This is a genomic window from Pedobacter suwonensis, assembly GCF_900111825.1.
Lineage (GTDB): Bacteria > Bacteroidota > Bacteroidia > Sphingobacteriales > Sphingobacteriaceae > Pedobacter > Pedobacter suwonensis.
The window spans coordinates 22,186-41,636 of sequence record NZ_FOJM01000002.1; the positions used below are offsets into that span (position 1 = coordinate 22,186).

The 19,451-nt window shown below is 39.5% G+C and carries 14 protein-coding genes; 8 read left to right on the forward strand and 6 right to left on the reverse strand.

Going from position 1 to position 19,451, the window contains the following annotated elements; genetic code table 11:
- Window positions 1-289 precede the first annotated feature (289 nt).
- Window positions 290-727 (reverse strand): nuclear transport factor 2 family protein, encoded by a 438-nt coding sequence (locus BM107_RS02685; RefSeq protein ID WP_090980045.1) that lies wholly within the window; start codon window positions 725-727, stop codon window positions 290-292.
- 212 nt (window positions 728-939) lie between these two features.
- Between BM107_RS02685 and BM107_RS02690 the strand changes: the two genes are divergently transcribed.
- The 3 genes from BM107_RS02690 (at window position 940) to pbpC (ending at window position 9,634) form a co-directional block, all read left to right on the forward strand.
- Window positions 940-6,531 carry an alpha-2-macroglobulin family protein gene (locus tag BM107_RS02690; RefSeq protein ID WP_090980047.1) on the forward strand — a complete coding sequence of 1,864 codons (5,592 nt, stop codon included), beginning with the start codon at window positions 940-942 and terminating at the stop codon, window positions 6,529-6,531.
- 93 nt (window positions 6,532-6,624) lie between these two features.
- Window positions 6,625-7,173 carry a transposase gene (locus tag BM107_RS02695; RefSeq protein WP_208864319.1) on the forward strand — a complete coding sequence of 183 codons (549 nt, stop codon included), beginning with the start codon at window positions 6,625-6,627 and terminating at the stop codon, window positions 7,171-7,173.
- Window positions 7,174-7,261: 88 nt separating this feature from the next.
- Window positions 7,262-9,634, forward strand: a complete 2,373-nt coding sequence (gene pbpC, locus BM107_RS02700) for a penicillin-binding protein 1C (RefSeq protein ID WP_090980049.1) — start codon at window positions 7,262-7,264, stop codon at window positions 9,632-9,634.
- A gap of 222 nt (window positions 9,635-9,856) precedes the next feature.
- On the opposite strand, the gene BM107_RS24600 is transcribed toward pbpC, so the two are convergent.
- Both BM107_RS24600 and BM107_RS02705 read right to left on the reverse strand, forming a co-directional pair.
- The gene (locus BM107_RS24600; RefSeq protein WP_159435184.1) at window positions 9,857-10,012 is read right to left on the reverse strand and encodes a hypothetical protein; all 156 of its coding nucleotides are present in this window, start codon (window positions 10,010-10,012) and stop codon (window positions 9,857-9,859) included.
- 1,026 nt (window positions 10,013-11,038) lie between these two features.
- A complete protein-coding gene (locus tag BM107_RS02705) occupies window positions 11,039-11,731 on the reverse strand; it encodes a lysoplasmalogenase (RefSeq protein ID WP_090980051.1) in 693 nt (230 codons plus the stop codon).
- Between the two features lie 446 nt (window positions 11,732-12,177).
- Here BM107_RS02705 and BM107_RS02710 point away from each other — a divergent pair, with 446 nt between their 5' ends.
- Window positions 12,178-12,528 carry a hypothetical protein gene (locus BM107_RS02710; protein WP_090980053.1) on the forward strand — a complete coding sequence of 117 codons (351 nt, stop codon included), beginning with the start codon at window positions 12,178-12,180 and terminating at the stop codon, window positions 12,526-12,528.
- Here the strand turns inward: BM107_RS02710 and BM107_RS02715 are convergent, their stop codons facing one another.
- A complete protein-coding gene (locus tag BM107_RS02715; protein ID WP_090980055.1) occupies window positions 12,529-13,029 on the reverse strand; it encodes a very short patch repair endonuclease in 501 nt (166 codons plus the stop codon).
- A 446-nt stretch (window positions 13,030-13,475) separates the two neighbouring features.
- On the opposite strand from BM107_RS02715, the gene BM107_RS02720 reads away from it, so the two are divergent.
- Entirely contained in the window at window positions 13,476-14,102 is a 627-nt protein-coding gene (locus tag BM107_RS02720) for a phosphatase PAP2 family protein (protein WP_090980057.1), read from the forward strand.
- Window positions 14,103-14,105: 3 nt separating this feature from the next.
- On the opposite strand, the gene BM107_RS02725 is transcribed toward BM107_RS02720, so the two are convergent.
- Window positions 14,106-14,726 carry a Crp/Fnr family transcriptional regulator gene (locus tag BM107_RS02725; protein ID WP_090980059.1) on the reverse strand — a complete coding sequence of 207 codons (621 nt, stop codon included), beginning with the start codon at window positions 14,724-14,726 and terminating at the stop codon, window positions 14,106-14,108.
- 204 nt (window positions 14,727-14,930) lie between these two features.
- Here BM107_RS02725 and BM107_RS02730 point away from each other — a divergent pair, with 204 nt between their 5' ends.
- Window positions 14,931-15,593, forward strand: a complete 663-nt coding sequence (locus BM107_RS02730) for an HAD family hydrolase (RefSeq protein WP_090980061.1) — start codon at window positions 14,931-14,933, stop codon at window positions 15,591-15,593.
- 70 nt (window positions 15,594-15,663) lie between these two features.
- On the opposite strand, the gene BM107_RS02735 is transcribed toward BM107_RS02730, so the two are convergent.
- Entirely contained in the window at window positions 15,664-16,836 is a 1,173-nt protein-coding gene (locus BM107_RS02735) for an aldose epimerase family protein (RefSeq protein WP_090980065.1), read from the reverse strand.
- 356 nt (window positions 16,837-17,192) lie between these two features.
- Between BM107_RS02735 and mgrA the strand changes: the two genes are divergently transcribed.
- Both mgrA and BM107_RS02745 read left to right on the forward strand, forming a co-directional pair.
- On the forward strand, window positions 17,193-18,182 hold the full coding sequence (mgrA, locus tag BM107_RS02740) for an L-glyceraldehyde 3-phosphate reductase (RefSeq protein ID WP_090980067.1): 990 nt from the start codon (window positions 17,193-17,195) through the stop codon (window positions 18,180-18,182).
- Between the two features lie 232 nt (window positions 18,183-18,414).
- Complete coding sequence (locus BM107_RS02745) at window positions 18,415-19,356, forward strand: cation diffusion facilitator family transporter (RefSeq protein ID WP_090980069.1); 942 nt, start codon at window positions 18,415-18,417, stop codon at window positions 19,354-19,356.
- The last annotated feature ends 95 nt before the right edge of the window (window positions 19,357-19,451 follow it).

Genomic DNA, 19,451 nt, shown 5'->3' on the forward strand with positions numbered 1-19,451 from the left:
AGTTGAGAATTTGGAGTCCCTCTAAATAGTTTTAAAATAAAGTTGCCATTTCGGAGCTATTATCCACTTTATGGTATGGGGATGAAATTGGATACATCGAAATTTCAACAAAAACTAGAAGCTCACCACTGCAAACATTAAACAAAAAGGAATTTAACTATCTAAAAGGTTCTGCGCCTAAAACTAACAACTCCCAACTGAAAACTGCAAACTATCCTAAGGCATTTTAAATATCTAAGTCGTTCTGCGCCCAGAACTGAAAACTCCCAACTGACAACTGCAAACTATTTTAAGGTACCTTAACCGCCTGCCTTCCAAGCAGCTTCCATCCAGCCTTTTCCTTGCTCCAGATAAGGAGGATGTACAAATTTACGTTCCCTCTTATGCCCTTATCATTGGTTTGAGCCATTAATTTATGTCTTACCAATGCTGTATTTCCCTGGATAATTGTTTTAGGATCGCCCAGAACAATATCATCTAAAAAATCAGATTCACCGGAAAGCAGCGAATGCATAAACTCTTGCTTAGTTTGTACTTTTCCGCTTGAATGACCATAACTTAAATTATTAAGTAATAACTTATCTAAGCCTAAGCTATCCGGATGAATCATTAAGTCTATAAGTTGATCTACCGCTTTGTTAACTTCCTTTTCTGCATTTGTCTTCTGCGCAAAACAAAAAGTTGTAGAAATTAGTAAACACGAAAAAATAAAGAGTTTTTTGATCATACCTGGTCATTTAAAGTTGAAGTTGTAAACATATCCAAAAGCCTTTACACGAGCAACATATTCGTTATAATTTTCCACATTATTCTGTTTAACGTTGAATTTAGTTAATTTTCTGATGAAATATGGTTTTAACGGTCAAAATAGATTAATTACGGCATAGCAATTGCTCCAACCGCAAGATTATATCTCATGTATCTTAACGAATTTCATTTATGGAACAACCATCTACCTACCAATCGTCCTCAAAAAAGAAATTTATTTTTATTGGCTTGCTTGCTGTTTCGATAGCGTCAATTGTATTTATTTATTTCAATAAAAAAAAGAAAAGCAACGAAGAAAACCAGGCTTACGCAAAATACATCGAAGCCTACACTTCTGGTACCATCTCTAAAAAGAGTTTCATCCGCGTACACCTGGCAAATGCTGCAACGGGTATGCAGGATCTGGGAAAAGCAGACACAAGGGAGCTTTTCGACTTCTCACCATCCATCTCTGGAAAGACCTATTGGATAGACCCTCAAACCGTTGAGTTCAGACCTGATGAAAACCTTAAACCAGGCAAAAACTACGAAGCTACCTTTAAACTTTCAGAAGTTTCTGATACAGAAAAAGGTCTGGAAGATTTCGATTTCGAATTCAAAGTCATTACTCCAGGGCTAATCCTTTCTCAAAACGGATTGGTTTCTCAGAATAATACTTCTCTGGATTACATGAAACTCACCGGTGAAGTGGCCACTGCTGATGTGGAAGAAACCAGTAAAATAGAAAAAACACTCTCACTGGATTTTGATCAGAAATTAAAAATTAAATGGCAACATGATCCAGCTAAAAATAGTTCGAAATTCACCATTGATAGCATTAAAAAGATAGGTAACGACCAAACATTAAAAATAGAATGGGATGGTGATGCCATTGATGCAGATCAAAAAGGTGAAGTAGAAGTTCGCGTTCCGGCAATCAACAAATTCGAAATCCTGGACATGAAGGCTATCCAGGGTGAAGAGGATTATGCCCTGGTTCAGTTTTCTGAACCAATTGGGGTTGGTCAGGATTTAACCGGTATGATTACCCTGGGCAATTTGGGTGATTTGAGGTATACCATTGATGCGAGTCAGGTTAAAGTCTATGCTGCAGAAGAGCTGAAAGGCAATTATGCACTTAACGTAAACGCCGGGATTGAAAACATCAACGGGAAAAAATTGTCTGATGGCAAAATGGCGAGTCTTGTTTTTGAAGATAAATTGCCAGCGGTGACCATTGCGGGTGCCGGTACCATTTTGCCGAACTCCGGAAAGCTGGTTTTACCTTTTGAAGCGATTAATCTAAAAGCCGTTGATGTTACGGTGATTAAGATTTATGAAAATAATATCCCCCAGTTTTTCCAGACCAATAGTTATAAGGATGGTAACGAATTGCGACGGGTGGCTAAACCCATCCTGCAGAAAACGGTGCGTTTAGATGAAGACAAGGCACTTAACCTTCATAAAAAGAACCGTTTTACACTTGATCTGGATAAAATGATCCGTACGGAGCCCGGAGCTATGTACAGGGTTACCATTGCGTTCAGACAGGAGTATAATGCCTACAATTGTAAAGCCGGGGAAGATAAATCCGATGGTAGCGATGAAGAAAGCGAATACGGTGATTATGAAGGCTACGGTGAAAAAATTGATGAGGATGATGATTTCTGGCAGCGTTACAACAATTATTACCCGTCTGATTACCGGTGGAATGATAAAGATAATCCATGTACACCATCATTTTATACCAGCCAGCGCTGGGCGAGCAGAAACTTAATTGCTTCAAATATAGGTTTGGTGGCCAAACGTGGTAATGATAACAGCATGCTGATTGTAGCAACCGATTTATTAACAGCCAAACCATTAAGTGGTGTAAATCTTGAATTAATGGACTACCAGAAACAGATTATTTTCACCACCAAAACCGATGGTGATGGTTTTGCCAGGTTTGACCTGAAACGCCAGCCTTTTTTATTGATTGCCAAAAATGGTTCGGAACGTGGCTACCTTAAATTAGACGATGGCAGTTCGCTGCCTCTAAGCAGATTCGATGTGGGTGGTGATGTTGTTCAAAGCGGATTAAAGGGTTTCATTTATGGAGAACGCGGAGTCTGGCGACCAGGCGATAGTTTATTTATCTCCTTTGTTCTGGAAGATAAACTCAAAAAACTTCCCGCTAATTATCCGGTGACCATGGAATTTTACAACCCTAAAGGTCAGCTTTACAAAAGGTTGATTAATGGCAAGCCATTAAACGGGTTTTATACCTTTAAAACTGCTACAGAAAGTACTGCACCAACAGGAAACTGGATGGCCAAGGTAAAAGCGGGCGGCGCTACATTCACCAAAACTTTAAAAATTGAAACCATAATGCCAAACCGCTTGAAAATTGATTTCAATATTGGCAACAGAACATATTTAAGTGCAGGAACGTCAGCCGCTACCCTATCGGCCAAGTGGCTTTTTGGTGCTGTTGCACAAAACTTAAGAGCAAAGGTTGATGTAAACTTAAATACTACCGAAACCAAATTTAAAGGTTTTGATGGTTTTAGCTTTGATAATCCAACGGTTAACTTCGAATCGCAGGTAAAAACCATTTTCGAAGGCACTTTGAATCAAAACGGTACTGCTCAGGTCAACACCAACCTGAATGAGAATAACACCGCGCCTGGTGTGTTAAGGGCAAATTTTACCACAAAAATTTTCGAACCCGGCGGTAATTTCAGCATCGATAATTTTAGCATTCCTTATCATGTGTACAACAGTTACTTAGGTATCCGTACCGAAAAAGGCGACCGCCTAAGTGGTATGTTGGTTACAGGTAAAGATCATAAAGTGGAAATTGTTAATGTAAATACCGATGGAAAATTATTGACCGGAACCAAAACAGTTACCGTAGAATTATATAAAACCCAATGGCGCTGGTGGTGGGAACAGGATGACCAGTATACTTACGCCAACTTTACCCAAAATCAATACAATAAATTAGTTGAAAGTCACCAGGTAAACCTGTTTAACGGCAGGGGAAGCTGGAATTTACGCGTTGATGAACCGGAATGGGGCCGTTATCTGATTCTGGTACGCGATGTAAACGGCGGACATGTTACCGGAAAATCAGTTTATATTGATTGGCCGGGTTGGGCACAGCGAGAACAAGGCAGTAATCCAACAGAAGCCTCCATGTTATCGTTCACCGCTGATAAAGAAAAATTCACCGTTGGAGAGGATATTACTTTAACCATACCAACAGGTAAAAATGGAAAAGCGCTCATTTCAATTGAAAATGGAAGCCATGTGTTAAAAACGTTCTGGGTAGATACCAAAGCTGGCCAAACACAATTTAAATTTAAGGCAGAAAAAGAAATGGCACCTAACGTTTTTGCCAACATTACTTTATTGCAACCGCACGCACAAACGGTTAACGATTTACCGATCAGAATGTATGGCGCTATTCCAATTGCTATAGAAGATCCGCAAACGATTTTAAAACCGACCATTAAAATGGCCGATAAGATTAAACCGGAAACCGAAAATACCATTACTGTGGGCGAACAGAATGGCAAAGCCATGACCTATACCATTGCGCTGGTTGATGAAGGTTTGCTTGACTTAACCCGGTTTAAAACGCCTGATCCACATGGTGTGTTTTATGCCCGCGAAGGTTTAGGCGTTAAAACATGGGATTTATTCGACTATGTGCTTGGCGCCTGGGGTGGGAATTTAGAACGAATTTTAAGTATTGGCGGTGATGGAAGCATCAACAAAAATTTAAACCCGGCAAAAGCCAACCGTTTTAAAGCGGTGGTTAAATTTATGGGTCCATTTACGATTGGAAAAGGCGAAAGTAAAACCCACAAGTTTAAATTGCCACAATATATTGGCGCCGTAAGGGCTATGGTAGTTGCCGGACAGGATGCGGCATATGGTTTTGCAGAAAAATCAGTTCAGGTTAAAAAACCTTTAATGGTTTTGGCCACCCTGCCAAGGGTTATTGGCCCTGGAGAAAGTTTCACTTTACCGGTAACCGTATTTGCCACAGAGAAAAACCTCAAAAATGTATCGGTACAACTGCAGGCCAATAATTTAATTGTTCAGGGCAGTAACAAGCAACAACTTTACTACAAACAAACAGGTGAACAAATGGCCTATTTTGAGGTAAAAGCACCAAATACCGTGGGTATTGCCAAAGTGAAAGTAATCGCACAAAGCGGAGCCGAAAAAACAGTTTATGATGTGGAAATTGATATCAGAAATCCAAACCCATATGTAACCAATGTGGTTTCTGCAACCGTTCAGCCACATACCAAATGGGCAGTAAATTATTTACCAATAGGAATGACGGGTACCAATTCAGGTTCGCTGGAAGTATCCTCTATCCCGGCAATTAACCTGGGCAAAAGATTGAGTTACCTCATTCAATATCCACATGGCTGTATCGAGCAGACAACTTCGGGTATATTCCCTCAGTTATTCTTAGATCGATTAAGCCCATTGAACCAACAGCAGAAAGCTAAAACGGAAAAAAACATCAAAGCTGGAATAAATAGGCTTAAAGGTTTCCAAACGACTGACGGCGGTTTATCTTACTGGCCTGGCGAAGGTACATCGGATGAATGGGGAAGTAATTATGCCGGTCATTTTTTAATTGAAGCACAAAATGCCGGTTATACCCTACCCGTTGGTCTTTTAGATGAGTTATTGCGCTTTCAAAAATCAAAGGCTACAAACTGGGCGCCAAACAGCAATAATTTTTATGGTGGCGATTTATCGCAAGCATATCGTTTATATGTGCTGGCACTGGCTAAAAGACCAGAGATGGCAGCTATGAACCGTTTGAAAGCTTTCCAATATTTATCTGTAGCTGCGAAGTGGCGTTTGGCAGCGGCCTATAAACTAGCCGGGCAAAATGAGGTGGCTCAAAATATGATCAAAGGCCTGGATACATCCATTCAGCCCTATAAACAATTGGGAGGAACTTATGGCTCTGATGTGCGTGACGAAGCTATGATTTTAGAAACGTTGACGCTACTTAGTCAGAAAGCAAAAGCAGCAGGTTTATTGCAACCTTTAGCAGCCAAACTGGGTGAAAACACATGGTATAGCACACAAACAACTGCTTATAGTTTATTGGCTATCGCTAAATTCTGCGGATCCAACCAGTCGGCTAATAAGCTGCAATATCAATATGTATTGGATGGTAAGTCTGCACCTGTCAACGCTACGCAATATATCAATAGTACACCGGTAAGCTTTAAAGGAAATACGGCTTCGGTTACCAATAATGGAAATAATGTACTATTTGTACGTTTGGTTTTAGAAGGACAACCAGTTGCTGGTCAGAATAACTTTTTACCTAACCGTCCTGATGTTTTAGACATGAGCGTGAACTACAAACGTTTAAATGGAAAAGTTTTAGATCCCACTACCCTGAAACAAGGAACAGATTTTTATGCCGAAGTAACCATCAAAAATCCTGGCAGAATGGGTTATTACGAACAGATGGCATTAACACAGATTTTCCCTTCTGGATGGGAAATCATCAATACCCGTGTAAATGATAACCAAAGTATCCTGGCATCATCTCCTTTCACCTATCAGGACATTAGAGATGATCGTGTTTTCACTTATTTCAATGTAAGGGAAGGCGAAAGTTTGGTTTATAAGGTACTGCTTAATGCTTCTTACCTGGGTAAATACTATCTATCGGCCGTTCAATGTGAAGCGATGTATAACAATGATATTTCGGCTACTGAACCTGGCAAATGGGTGCAGGTGGTAAAATAGGCTTATTTTAAAAAGCCTCGGTTCGTGTCACCACGAACCGAAACTTTATCTATTTATTGCTTACATTTTTTCCTAAATAGAAATTTAACATCAATGGATAAATTATTTGAAGCAAGAAGAAAGAATTATATTGAAATCGGAAAAATTTATTTTTGGACGGCAACCATCAACAAATGGCAAAAACTATTAGAGAAGGATATCTTTAAACAGATTATATTAAATTCATTTGAATATTTAAGCAAATTGAATAAACTTGACATTTTCGCTTTCGTCATTATGCCTAATCATATACATGTAATTCTGCGGACTAAAGAGCTAAATGGAAAAGAAACCGTTCAAGGTTCTTTTTTAAAATATACAGCTCATGAGTTTAAAAAATTATTAAGTCCTAGTGAACTTGTTCATTATTACAGAAATGCGATTAATAAGAATTATGAATTTTGGCAGAGAGATTCGTTGGCTATACACCTATACACTCCAAAAGTTGCGTATCAAAAGCTAACTTATCTGCACAATAATCCTTGTACATCGCATTGGCAGTTGGCAACGGAGCCTGAAGAGTATTTATATTCCTCGGCATCTTTTTACGAAAAGAGTGAATTAAAGTATACTTTTTTGAAAGACTTGAGATTAGAATTTTAAAATTGAAAATGGTTCGTGATGACACGAACCATGGCAAAAAAACAAGCCTCGGTCCGTGTCTTCACGGACGGAAATTTATAAAAATTAAATGAACAAAATCCCAAAAGCTTTCCTCATTTCCGATCTCATCTGCTTTATACTGCTTTTGGCTTTCCTTTTTTCCTTGCCGTCAAAACTTTTCAAAACGCCTACCTCCTATGTTATCGAGGCCAGCAATGGGCATTTATTAAGTGCTGCAATCGCCAGCGACGGGCAGTGGCGTTTCCCTGTAGCAAATCGTGTTCCTGTAAAATTTAAGGATTGCATTATTGCTTTTGAAGATAAACGATTTTATAGCCATTTTGGGGTAGATGTATTGGCCATGAGCAGGGCCATGCGGCAAAACCTGCGGGCAAAAAGTGTGGTAAGTGGCGGCAGTACGCTAACCATGCAGGTTATCCGGTTATCGCGTAAACAAGACCGGACCATTTGGCAAAAATTATTGGAGGTCATTTTAGCTTTCCGTTTGGAAATGAGATATTCAAAAGAAGAAATTATAGGCCTGTATGCCGCTAACGCCCCTTTCGGGAGTAATGTTGTAGGTTTAGAAGCTGCCAGCTGGCGGTATTACGGCCGCGATGCCAAAACACTTTCATGGGGTGAGATGGCCACCTTGGCCGTTCTTCCCAACAGTCCCTCATTGGTTCATCCCGGTAAAAACTCAACCAGACTTGTCAAAAAAAGGAATGATCTGCTGGATAAGCTTGCCCGGTTAAAATATATCGATCAGGCTACCGCTAATTTATCTAAATTAGAGCCAGTGCCGGGCAAACCTATGCCCCTGCCCCAAAATGCGCCGCACCTATTAAACCGCTTTAAAGCAGAACGTGTTAACCTTAACATCCCAAATACCAGAATTACTTCTACCCTGGATGAAAACATACAGCTAAAAGTTAATGCCATATTAAAACGATATAACAACCGCTATAGGGCAAACGATATCAATAATATTTCTGCCTTGGTACTTGACGCCAAAACCGGCCAGGTGGTGAGTTATGTAGGTAATATATATCAACCAGAAAATACCGAGTTACAAAGCCATGTAGACATGATTAAGGCTCCTCGGAGCCCGGGTAGTACTTTAAAACCATTGCTATATGCCAGTATGCTTAATGATGGCTTTATACTACCGCATACCATAATTCCCGATATTCCTACTCAAATAGCCGGTTATTCGCCACAAAATTACGATCTGGGTTATGATGGCGCCATTGCTGCTGATAAAGCGCTGAGCCGCTCGTTAAATATTCCGGCTGTTAAAATGTTGCAGCAGTACAAGTATGAGCGTTTTTACGATAAATTAAAAAAACTGGGAATAGGCACCTTGAACCAGCCGGCAGATCATTATGGATTGTCGCTAATTTTAGGTGGCAGCGAAGTTACCATGTGGGATCTGGCCAACACCTATATGGGCATGGTACGTACACTAAACCATTTTAACACCTATAAAGGCCTTTACAATCCCGAAGATTATAAACAGGCCATTTACTTTAGCCATCAAACTAAAGAGGAAAAAGACTATCAGCGCAACTCGTTTTTAGATCACGGCGCCATATGGGCTACCTTTAATGCCATGGAAGAAGTAATGCGCCCTGGTGATGAAGGCTTATGGGAACAGTTTTCATCTTCGCAACGGGTAGCCTGGAAAACCGGTACAAGTTTTGGTTTCCGCGATGCCTGGGCCGTAGGCTTGACTCCAAATTACGTCGTATGCGTTTGGGTAGGTAACGCAGATGGTGAAGGCCGGCCAGGATTGGTGGGCATAGAAGCAGCTGCACCAGTGCTCTTTGATATTTTTAGATTGTTGCCTAATGGTAAATGGTTCGAAACACCGGTAACCAAACTCAAAAAACTTAACATATGTAGACAAAGCGGTTACAAAGCCGGAGAATATTGCACTGATGTAATTCAAGAACTTGTTCCGGTTGCCGGAGAAAAGACAGCCGTTTGTCCTTTTCACAAATTGGTTCATTTAGATCAAACAGGTACTTTCAGGGTTACCGACAATTGTGAAAGTACCACTCAGATGCAACACAAAAGCTGGTTCATTTTACCACCGGCTATGGAATACTATTACAAAATAAAAAATAGCGGTTATAAATCCCTCCCTCCTTTTAAAGCTGGTTGTGATCTTTCAGGTGGAAACAGTGTGATGGAAGTCATTTATCCTAAAAACAATGCAATTGTTTACATCCCATTGGAACTAGATGGAACCAGAGGTAAAATCGTAATTAATGCAGCGCACAGAAATCCAGGTGCTAAAATATACTGGCACATTGATGATGAATATATAAGTACCACCACTAATTTTCATCAATTGGCCATTAGTCCGCCGCCCGGTAAACATACCTTGACATTGGTTGATGAGAATGGCGAGCGACTGGTGCAGGCTTTTACGGTATTGGATAAGGAAAAGAAGTAAACGAAATTCGTTTGCATTTATGCCAGTGTATACAAGCAGATTGAAAATAAGAGATCCGCTGTTTACTCGGGAAGTAATCCAATCAATAATTTTTTGCGCACACCTCTCGCTCTAAACAACAAATTTAATGTACTAATGATTTAGGCTTTTAGGAAATGAACGTGATTGGTTCGTGGCAGCTTGCAGTCCCGCTATCGCTTATAGTCCTCGCTGCGCTCCGGGCTATTCCGCTTTATCGGGTTTAGCAACAAAGGTTTCTGCACCCTGCAACCCTACAAATAAAATACGCTTTAGCCATTTAGCCCCGGTTGCAGCGGCACCCTGCAGCAACGAGGTACGAGGCAGCGAAGCGTATAAGCGAAAAACGGGAACAAACATGGTGTTGAGTACAGGTTTTGCGCTTCAAATAATAAATTTAATGTATTAATGATTTAGGTTCTTCAGGAAATTAATGTTAAATGGTTCCTGGCGGCCTGCAGTCCCGCTATCGCTTATAGTCCTCTCCCGACGGAATGCCGGGATCCGGGCTATTCCGCTTTATCGGGTTTAAGAACAAGGGTTTCTTCACCCTGCAGCCCTACAAATAAAATACTGCTTTAGCCATTTAGCCCCGGTTGCAGCGGTACCCTACAGCAACGAGGTACGAGGCAGCGAAGCGTATAAGCGGAAAATGGGAACAAACATGGTGTTGAGTACAGGTTTTGCGCTTCGAATAATAAATTTAATGTATTAATGATTTAGGTTCTTCAGGAAATTAATGTTAAATGGTTCCTGGCGGCTTGCAGTCCCGCTATCGCTTATAGTCCACTCCCAACGGCATGCCGGGATCCGGGCTATTCCGCTTTATCGGGTTTAAGAACAAGGGGTTCTGCACCCTGCAACCCCACAAATGAAATACTGTTTTAGCCATTTAGCCCCGGTTGCAGCGGTACCCTGCAGCAACGAGGTACGAGGCCGCGAAGCGTATAAGCGGAAAACGGGAACAAACATGGTGTTGAGTACAGGTTTTGCGCTCCGAATAATAAATTTAATGTATTAATGATTTAGGTTCTTCAGGAAATTAATGTTAAATGGTTCTTGGCGGCCTACAGTCCCGCTATCGCTTATAGTCCTCGCTGCGCTCCGGGCTATTCCGCTTTATCGGGTTTAAAAATAAGGGGTTCTGCACCCTGCAGCCCCACAAATGAAATACTGCTTTAGCCATTTAGCCCCGGTTGCAGCGGTACCCTGCAGCAACGAGGTACGAGGCAGCGAAGCGTACAAGCAGAAAACGGGAACAAACATGGTGTTGAGTACAGGTTTTGCGCTTCAAATGCATAAATCATCTCTGAGATAACCAAAACAGATCCAAAAAATCGGAAAACAGCAAATGAGTTGCCTTAAAAAATACCAAATCCCTGCTTGCTACACTTCCGTTCTGGTAACTACCAACTGACGCGAAATTGTACCATACACCATTAAATACTGCGCAATCATATAAGTTGCCATAATTAATGCTCCGCTTTGTGGAATGGGCTGACTAAACTTGTTAACCGCCAAAATGCTATCAGAAAGCAAGAAAAACAATGCCGCATAAAAAATGAGCTTAAAGCTGAAAATGTTTACTTTACCATATCGATTGAAGGCCATAATGGCCATAACCGTGGCAATGATAGCATACATTAAAACGGGGAATTGCATGGGCCCCAGTTTAGGCTGCAGGTAGAAGAACAACCCTGAACAAAAGATGGCAAAAGCGCCTACAACCCATAAAAAATATGGCGTTTTGTGATTAGGGTTAGATTTATGATCAAGTGTAAATGCCCTGATGTAAAAAATGTGGCAAAATACAAAGGCGATTAATCCATAGATAAAAAAACTAGGTTTATCTTTTTGAAAAATCAGCAGCACATCGCCAAGCCAGGCAAAAATCAATCCTGCAAAAATCCGCTTGTGGAAACGTCCTTTTAAATTCGAGCCGACATAAAGCCACACTAAGAGCACCACTACTATTAACGGCTTGGTAAAATTGCGCAGCAGCATATCATTGGTATATTCTGCATATAACTGAATTATGAATACGAGAAAAAATATAAAAGAAAATAACTTGGTCTTCATCAACGCCGGGATTTGCCTTTTGCAAATTTAAAAACCAAATTACGGATATTAAGTGGATCGCCATAAAAATTACTTGATAACCCAACCGGCAATTTCAAAACAGTACCTACAAAGAACCAGAAAGCGGCCTGAAATACACAAGTCTAATTTGCCATACTTTCGGTTCTAATGAAACTACACACGAAATTAACGCAGCAGGATCCAAACCTATATTCTCTTGGGCAATTTGGAAAACGGGATAGATCATTTAGTGTAATCTATACTCATATAAAATGCTTCGTCAGGCATATTTGCTTAGCGATTTTCTTCATCAGCGTAAAAATATATTACTGTAATATTTATGCTTGTTTGGCATTAGTTATTGATATTTCGCAAACGCAACCTTACCTTTGGGTGGTCAATTTAATGTCTTATTACATTTGATTGTCCATTAAATCATCCCACCTATGAAAAAATTGTCTCTCCTTCTTTCGCTAACTGCGGTAGCATTTTATGCAAAAAGCCAAACGATGATACTAGCCAAAGATGTAGCTCAATATGTCGGAAAAAACGTTTCCATCTGCGATTCGGTGTACAGCGCAAAAGCCTTAGATAAATTAACCTTAATTAATTTGGGAGGTGCCTATCCAAAAGAGCTGATCACTATAGTGATCAATAAAGAAGATGAGCGTAAATTCCCTTCAGAACCTGCAAGCATGTTTATTGGAAATAATGTTTGTGTCACCGGAGTGGTTTCAGATTTTAAAGGCAAAAAACAGATTGTAGTTACCGATCCGAAACAGATTGTCGTAAAATAATCAATCGTCAGCTTGTGGTATGGCTGCCACTTTAGCAGCCTCTATATAAAGCATAACCTGGTTAACACAAGCATTTAAATGTTCGTTAACCTCATGTTCCCAAAACCGCATTACTGTATAACCTCTGGCGTTGAGCTGCTGATTTACATTTCGGTCGCGTCGTATATTTCGTTCAATCTTCGGAATCCAAAAACGCGAATTTGTTTTTATGGAGGCTTTCCTTTCATCCCATTTGTAACCATGCCAAAAATCACCATCAACGAATATGGCCAGTCTATATTTATTAATCACGATATCTGGCTTGCCGGGAATTTTCTTCGGATGAATCCTAAACCTCACATTTCTTACCCAAAGCGCTTTCCGAAGTTTTAACTCCGGCAAACTATTTTTTGCCTTAATTTTAGACATGTTCTGGCTTCGCTGTGTGGTGGTGTAAAAACCATCACTTTCTTCAAAGCGCGGAACTTTAATATCTTCTTCTTTATATGGTTTGGGCTCCATAATTAAGTTAACCCAAAGTACAGTGAATTGTTTAAAAACGGCGGTAAATGGAATAAACGGGAACAACCTAAGCACCTCCTCTTTTAAAGGAGGTGCACTTGGGCCGAAGCGTTAATACAAAAAGTATAATTTGAGTAAATTGTCGAAAAGTGAGCTTTTTCAGTTGGCAGAAAATAATCCTGCCAACCTCATAAGCATAGATATCCTTATTATCTGACCCGAAGATTGGAAATCATTTCAACACCTCCCAACTTGTTATACAGATAGGTGTATTTCCTTGATGAATAGTCTGATTTTCTTGATGAATATTTTAAGGTTTTTATTTTATTAAGTACAGAAACCGAATTTCCACAACCCTTACTTTTAAATTATAGCATTTTAAAAGCCGTAAATTTTGCAGCTATCAGCATAAAATCCATAGTTTTGGCCCTGATCAATTTATACCTATGCCATTAAAACGAAATACGCTAATTTTTATACTTGTCCTGTTAATTGCTGCTTTTGCCTGTTTAAGCTTCTTTATTGCAAAACATCCCATACTTGATTTTGACATTAAAACCTCCTTGCTTATTCAACAGTACCATGCCGACTGGTTAGATCAATTAATGCTGGCCATCAGCTTTTTTGGCGAACTCCCCTACTCATTACTATCTGTAGTTATCGTGGCAATTGTATTTTATCAACAACAATATAAACGGGAAGGAATATTCATTTCGACTGTTTTACTATCGGGACTAATTATTCTAGGTATAAAAAATATAATCAACCGTCCACGTCCAACTGCATTTTACGTGCGACTGGTTGAAGTGAACCGATTTCAAAGTTATCCCAGCGGCCATGTACTTTCTTACACACTCTTTTTTGGGTTTTTAATCATTTTGATGAATACGCTGAAAGATGTGCCGAAGCTAACCCGGAATATCGTAACCTACATTTCAGCCTTTTTAATGATCGGCATTGCACCATCCAGAATTTACCTGGGTGCACATTGGCTTACAGATACGCTAGGTGGTTTTCTGTTAGGCTTAATCTGCCTTTTCCCGCTTTGTTACTTCTATTTTAAAAAAGGATAGCGATTAAGCTTTTGCCTGCAGTTTTTCTTTCTTCCTTACCCTGCTTAAAGTTTCAATCCGCATGCCTAAATAGCTCGCCAGAAATTTTAGCGGAACTCTGGACTTTATCGCGGGAAAACCTGCTTGGAATTGTTTATACCTGATTTCAGCCGAAGGAATTCGTGATAAAACAGACCTTTCCTGCGAAGTATGATAATGTATAGCCAATAATTTTCTGGCCAAAATATTGGTTTCAGGAAATTTAACATACAGATCGTCGATAAAACGGTAAGGAAGTATAAGCAGTTCAGAATCTTCCAATGCCTGATATTGTTCCGGGTAGGTTGGCACGAGTGTCCCGGGATTTCTAATCTTCCCGATCATTTGATTTTCAGCTGTTAACCATGCGGTAATGTCCTTTCCTTCATCTAATATAAAAGCGCGTACCAATCCCTTAAGGATAAAGAACAAACAATCTCCGTTAATGTGGTTTAACTCAGGCAAAATCTCATTCTTCCGCACCACTATTTTAAATGTCTCTTTCTTTACCCGATCAATTATTTCTTTTCTTAATGGCTGCAGCTCATTTAAATATTTGATAAAAGCATCGCCCTCATCATAGGCATCGGTCATCATATCGATCATGGTTTTATAACATGTGCAAGTTATTATTTGAACACAGGATTTCCAAAGGATAAAAACGCGCCTGACTGTTAAAAATTATATTTAGGAATATATGGTCTTATCGGTTGATTGTGACACAGCTTCAGGCATTTATATTTTGGTTATTTGTTTTGACAAAGTATCTTTTAACTTAATAATAAAAATTATAATAATTTTGCCGCTATGATGAACGATAAACCCAAAGCTTTCCTTTTTGACCTCAACGGTACCATGATTAATGATATGGCTTTCCACAACAAAGCCTGGCACGATATTCTTACACATGATTTAGGTGCCAACATCAGTTTTGACGCTGTTAAGAAACAGATGTATGGCAAAAACCAGGATTTGCTGGAACGTGTTTTTGGCGTGGGCCATTTCACCCAGGAACAAATTGATCAGATTTCCATCGAAAAAGAACGCAGGTATCAGGCCGCGTATAGAGCGCATTTGGCGTTAATAACCGGTTTGGGCGATTTTTTGGAAAAAGCAAAACAATCAGGTATCCAGATGGCCATCGGTTCGGCAGCCATTCCTTTCAACATCAACTTTGTGCTCGATAACTTAAATATCCGTTCTTATTTTAAAGCAATAGTAAGTGCCGAAGATGTGGCGAACAGTAAACCAGATCCTGAAACCTTTACCAAAGGTGCTGAAATTTTGGGTGTGGCCGCTAACCAATGTATTGTTTTTGAAGATGCACCAAAAGGTGTTGAGGCGGCGCAAAATGCCGGAATGAAATGTGTTGTACTTACAACCATGCACACCAGAGCAGAATTTTCCGCCTATCATAACATTATTGCATTTATAGAAGATTATACTGACCCCGTGTTACAGGAACTTTTCTAAAACAATACGGCCCGAATTAGTCAGGCCGCACGTTTCATCATCATTTTCATTAAATCAGTCACCAGACAGATTATTTACTGAATTTGTATATAGAGCTTGTTTTATAAATCTGGCCTGGTTTTAAAACCGTTGACGGAAAAGCAGGTTGGTTGGGTGAATCTGGAAAGTGTTGTGTTTCCATGGCAATTGCCGTTCTAAAATCATCTTTAGCACCACTTTTAAAGGTATTTTTGCTTTGCATAAAATTTCCGCTATAGAATTGCAGACCTGGCTCCTGTGTATAAATGTCCATAATGATGCCCGACTGGTCTCCTTTTACCGTAGCCGCATGAAACATGCCCATAGCTTTGGTTTTATTAAGCACATAATTGTGATCATAACCTTTACCAAAAGTTAACTGCTCGTTTTTATCATTTATGCGTGCACCGATAGTTGTTGCAGTGGTAAAATCAAACGGTGTGCCTTTAACCTTTTCTATTTTCCCTGTCGGGATCAGGGTAGAATCAACAGGTGTATATTCATCCGCATAAATCTTCACCTCATGGTTTAAAATTTCTCCACTTCCATCCCCATTTAAATTAAAAAACGCGTGATTGGTTAAATTTACAACCGTAGTTTGATCGGTTTTAGCTTCATAATCCATCTTCAATTCATTTTCGTCTGTTAAGGTATAGGTCACTTTAACATCTAAATTACCTGGAAAATTTTCTTCTCCATCTTTTGACAGATAATGCAGTATCAACCTATTGGCTACAGGTTGACTTGCATCCCAAACAACATATTGAAAGCCTTTTTTGCCTCCGTGGAGGGTATTCTGTCCGTTATTGGTAAAAAGCGAATAGCTTTTGCCCTCCAGTGTAAATTTTCCTTTGGCTATACGGTTCCCGTAACGGCCAATGGTTGCACCAAAATAAGGCTCGGTTGATTTCTCGTAATCGCCAATGCTTTTAAAACCCACCACTACATCTACCACCTTCCCATCTTTATCTGGCACCGTTAAACTAACCAGGCGACCACCGTAATTGGTAAAAATGGCCTCTGCACCATTTTTATTTTTTAAAATGTACAAGGCAGTCTGTTTACCATCAATTTCTTTTTTAAAAGAATCGGCAACTAATTTTACAACTGCTAAAGGGGCCCTTTTCAAAGTATCTGCTGAAGAAGATTTTTCGGTTCCGGATTGGCAGGAAGCTAATCCGATTGCAGCCGTTACGCACAGGCCTGCTAATGATTTTAATTTCATAAATTGGAATACTTGGTTTAGATTTTTATTATAAATATATCGCTTAATTTTACAAATAAAACGATTTAGATGAATTAAAAGACAAATATTAGCACTATTAAAACGTAACGATACGATTTGTATAACACCCATTACAAAATGTAGAATAACAATTGGAAGATCGGAATTTCAATAAAGGATTCTGTTCATAATGATTTTACGCCTTGTAATTAAAGCGATCATCGTTTTGAATTTCGGTGAACAAGCTCCAACTTATTTGTTTCGCTTATGGTTACGTATGAAACTAAGAATATATTAACCAACAGCAGCTAAAATCCGTCAAAACTAATTATTATTGCAACAATCAAATGATAAGCATGAATCAAATTATTTCAACCGATCGCTACCACAAAATGCAATATCGCCGTTGCGGAAACAGTGGACTAAAATTACCGCTCATATCATTAGGCTTATGGCATAATTTCGGACATGTAAACGTTTTTGAAAACAGCAAAAACCTTATCTATACTGCTTTTAACAACGGAATCACGCATTTCGATTTAGCTAATAATTATGGTCCACCCCCTGGATCGGCTGAGGAAGTTTTCGGGAAAATACTGCACGAAAATTTTAAAGGCTATCGTGATGAAATGATTATTTCAAGTAAAGCCGGATATACCATGTGGGATGGTCCGTACGGCGACTGGGGTTCAAAAAAGTACCTGGTTTCCAGTTTAGATCAAAGCTTAAAACGAATGAAGCTGGACTATGTGGATATTTTTTACCACCATCGTCCAGATCCTGAAACACCATTAGAAGAAACGATGGGTGCTTTGAGTCTATTGGTGCAGCAGGGAAAAGCATTGTATGTGGGTATTTCGAATTATCAGGCTGAAGAAGCCGAAAAAGCAATCAGGATTTTAAAAGATAACGGTACGCCTTGTTTAATCCACCAACCCAAATATTCGATGTTTGAACGTTGGGTTGAAAATGGTTTACTTGATGTTTTATCGCAAAATGGTGTGGGTTGTATTCCATTTTCGCCATTGGCGCAAGGTTTACTTACCGATAAATATTTGCACGGGATCCCATCTGACTCAAGGGTAGCTACAAGCGGCATTTTCCTGAAAGAAAGCAACATCACGCCAGATAAATTGGCCGTAATTTCCAGATTAAATGATCTGGCTCAATCGCGTGGACAAAAGCTGGCGCATATGGCTTTATCGTGGATATTGAAAGATAATCGAATCACGACGGTACTCATTGGTGCAAGTAAACCGGAACAGATTACGGATTCAATTAAAGCATTGGATAATATCGTCTTTAGCGAAGCCGAACTCAAATTAATTGACGAGATTTTAGCTTAAAAATTCGTAAACAGCCATGATGCTTCATTCTATAGCGATCGGATGGAGCATCATGGAATCTATAAGTCTTAAAACTGTTGACGTTAAAAATCAGCCAAGCTGATCTTAAACGTATTGTATTGAGATGAGCATTCAATGATTGAAATAAGCATTAACCCAATTTCATCATTTGTTCTAAAACCAAATGAGATTAAATGGGTTTAAGAAATGAATCTATTACATTTCTTAATTTATGGCAAGAGCCAATAATTCTATTTATAGTGCCTTAGCAGCCAATTTATTAATCGCCGTAACCAAATTTATAGCTGGAGCGTTTACCAACAGCTCTTCAATGATTGCAGAAGGCATTCACTCAACGGTTGATACCAGTAACCAGCTTTTATTGCTTTATGGGCTAAAAAGAAGTGTAAAACCGCCAGATAAATCCCGCCCGTTTGGTTATGGGAAAGAGCTGTATTTCTGGTCGTTCATTGTATCCATTATGATTTTTGGTTTAGGCGGTGTCGTTTCAATTTCGCAAGGCATTGCACACATCCGCCGTCCGGAGGTTTTGGGCAATCCAACATGGAATTACGTGGTATTGGGTTTATCCTTTATTTTCGAAGGCACCTCACTAATCATTGCGATAAAAGAATTTAATAAAACGCGTAAAGGTTTACCCTGGTGGAAAGCGATCATTAAAAGTAAAGATCCATCTGGCTTTTTAGTGCTATTTGAGGATGGTGCCGCAGTTTTAGGATTGGTAATTGTTTTTATTTTCATGGTACTTAGCCATAATTTAAATTTACCATTTTTAGATGGACTGGCTTCGGTTTTAGTGGGCACACTTCTAATTTTTGTATCGTTTATACTCGCGAGAGAGAGCCGCAGTCTACTCATGGGCGAAGGTTTAACATCAGAAACGCAGCAGAAAATTAAAAAAATGGTTGAAAATGATCCGGATGTAATTACCGTAACCAGTGTTTTATCACAATATCAATCTCCAAAGGAAGTATTACTGGTACTCATTCTTACTTTCCATGCAGAATTAAACACCACCGATTTAACCAATGCTATCGACAGGTTGAGAGCTAAAATTAAAGCAGAATTAAATGTGGTTAAGTTTGTGATTATCCAGCCGCAGTCTGCTGATGTAACAGAAAATGATTTCAGTACTGATATTCATCTCGAATAACACAGTTAAATTGGCTAAGCAAATGAACTGGTGATTTTTAGCAGGCCAGGGAGAGATCTTTTAAGTATCTCCCCCCTCTTTATTCAGCACTGCTT

Excerpts from the sequence above, each read along its gene's own strand:
- BM107_RS02685 (WP_090980045.1), bottom strand. The coding sequence starts at position 727 with ATGATCAAAAAACTCTTTATTTTTTCGTGTTTACTAATTTCTACAACT.
- BM107_RS02690 (WP_090980047.1), top strand. The coding sequence starts at position 940 with ATGGAACAACCATCTACCTACCAATCGTCCTCAAAAAAGAAATTTATT.
- BM107_RS02695 (WP_208864319.1), top strand. The coding sequence starts at position 6,625 with ATGGATAAATTATTTGAAGCAAGAAGAAAGAATTATATTGAAATCGGA.
- pbpC (WP_090980049.1), top strand. The coding sequence starts at position 7,262 with ATGAACAAAATCCCAAAAGCTTTCCTCATTTCCGATCTCATCTGCTTT.
- BM107_RS24600 (WP_159435184.1), bottom strand. The coding sequence starts at position 10,012 with ATGTTTGTTCCCGTTTTTCGCTTATACGCTTCGCTGCCTCGTACCTCG.
- BM107_RS02705 (WP_090980051.1), bottom strand. The coding sequence starts at position 11,731 with ATGAAGACCAAGTTATTTTCTTTTATATTTTTTCTCGTATTCATAATT.
- BM107_RS02710 (WP_090980053.1), top strand. The coding sequence starts at position 12,178 with ATGAAAAAATTGTCTCTCCTTCTTTCGCTAACTGCGGTAGCATTTTAT.
- BM107_RS02715 (WP_090980055.1), bottom strand. The coding sequence starts at position 13,029 with ATGGAGCCCAAACCATATAAAGAAGAAGATATTAAAGTTCCGCGCTTT.
- BM107_RS02720 (WP_090980057.1), top strand. The coding sequence starts at position 13,476 with ATGCCATTAAAACGAAATACGCTAATTTTTATACTTGTCCTGTTAATT.
- BM107_RS02725 (WP_090980059.1), bottom strand. The coding sequence starts at position 14,726 with ATGATCGATATGATGACCGATGCCTATGATGAGGGCGATGCTTTTATC.
- BM107_RS02730 (WP_090980061.1), top strand. The coding sequence starts at position 14,931 with ATGAACGATAAACCCAAAGCTTTCCTTTTTGACCTCAACGGTACCATG.
- BM107_RS02735 (WP_090980065.1), bottom strand. The coding sequence starts at position 16,836 with ATGAAATTAAAATCATTAGCAGGCCTGTGCGTAACGGCTGCAATCGGA.
- mgrA (WP_090980067.1), top strand. The coding sequence starts at position 17,193 with ATGAATCAAATTATTTCAACCGATCGCTACCACAAAATGCAATATCGC.
- BM107_RS02745 (WP_090980069.1), top strand. The coding sequence starts at position 18,415 with ATGGCAAGAGCCAATAATTCTATTTATAGTGCCTTAGCAGCCAATTTA.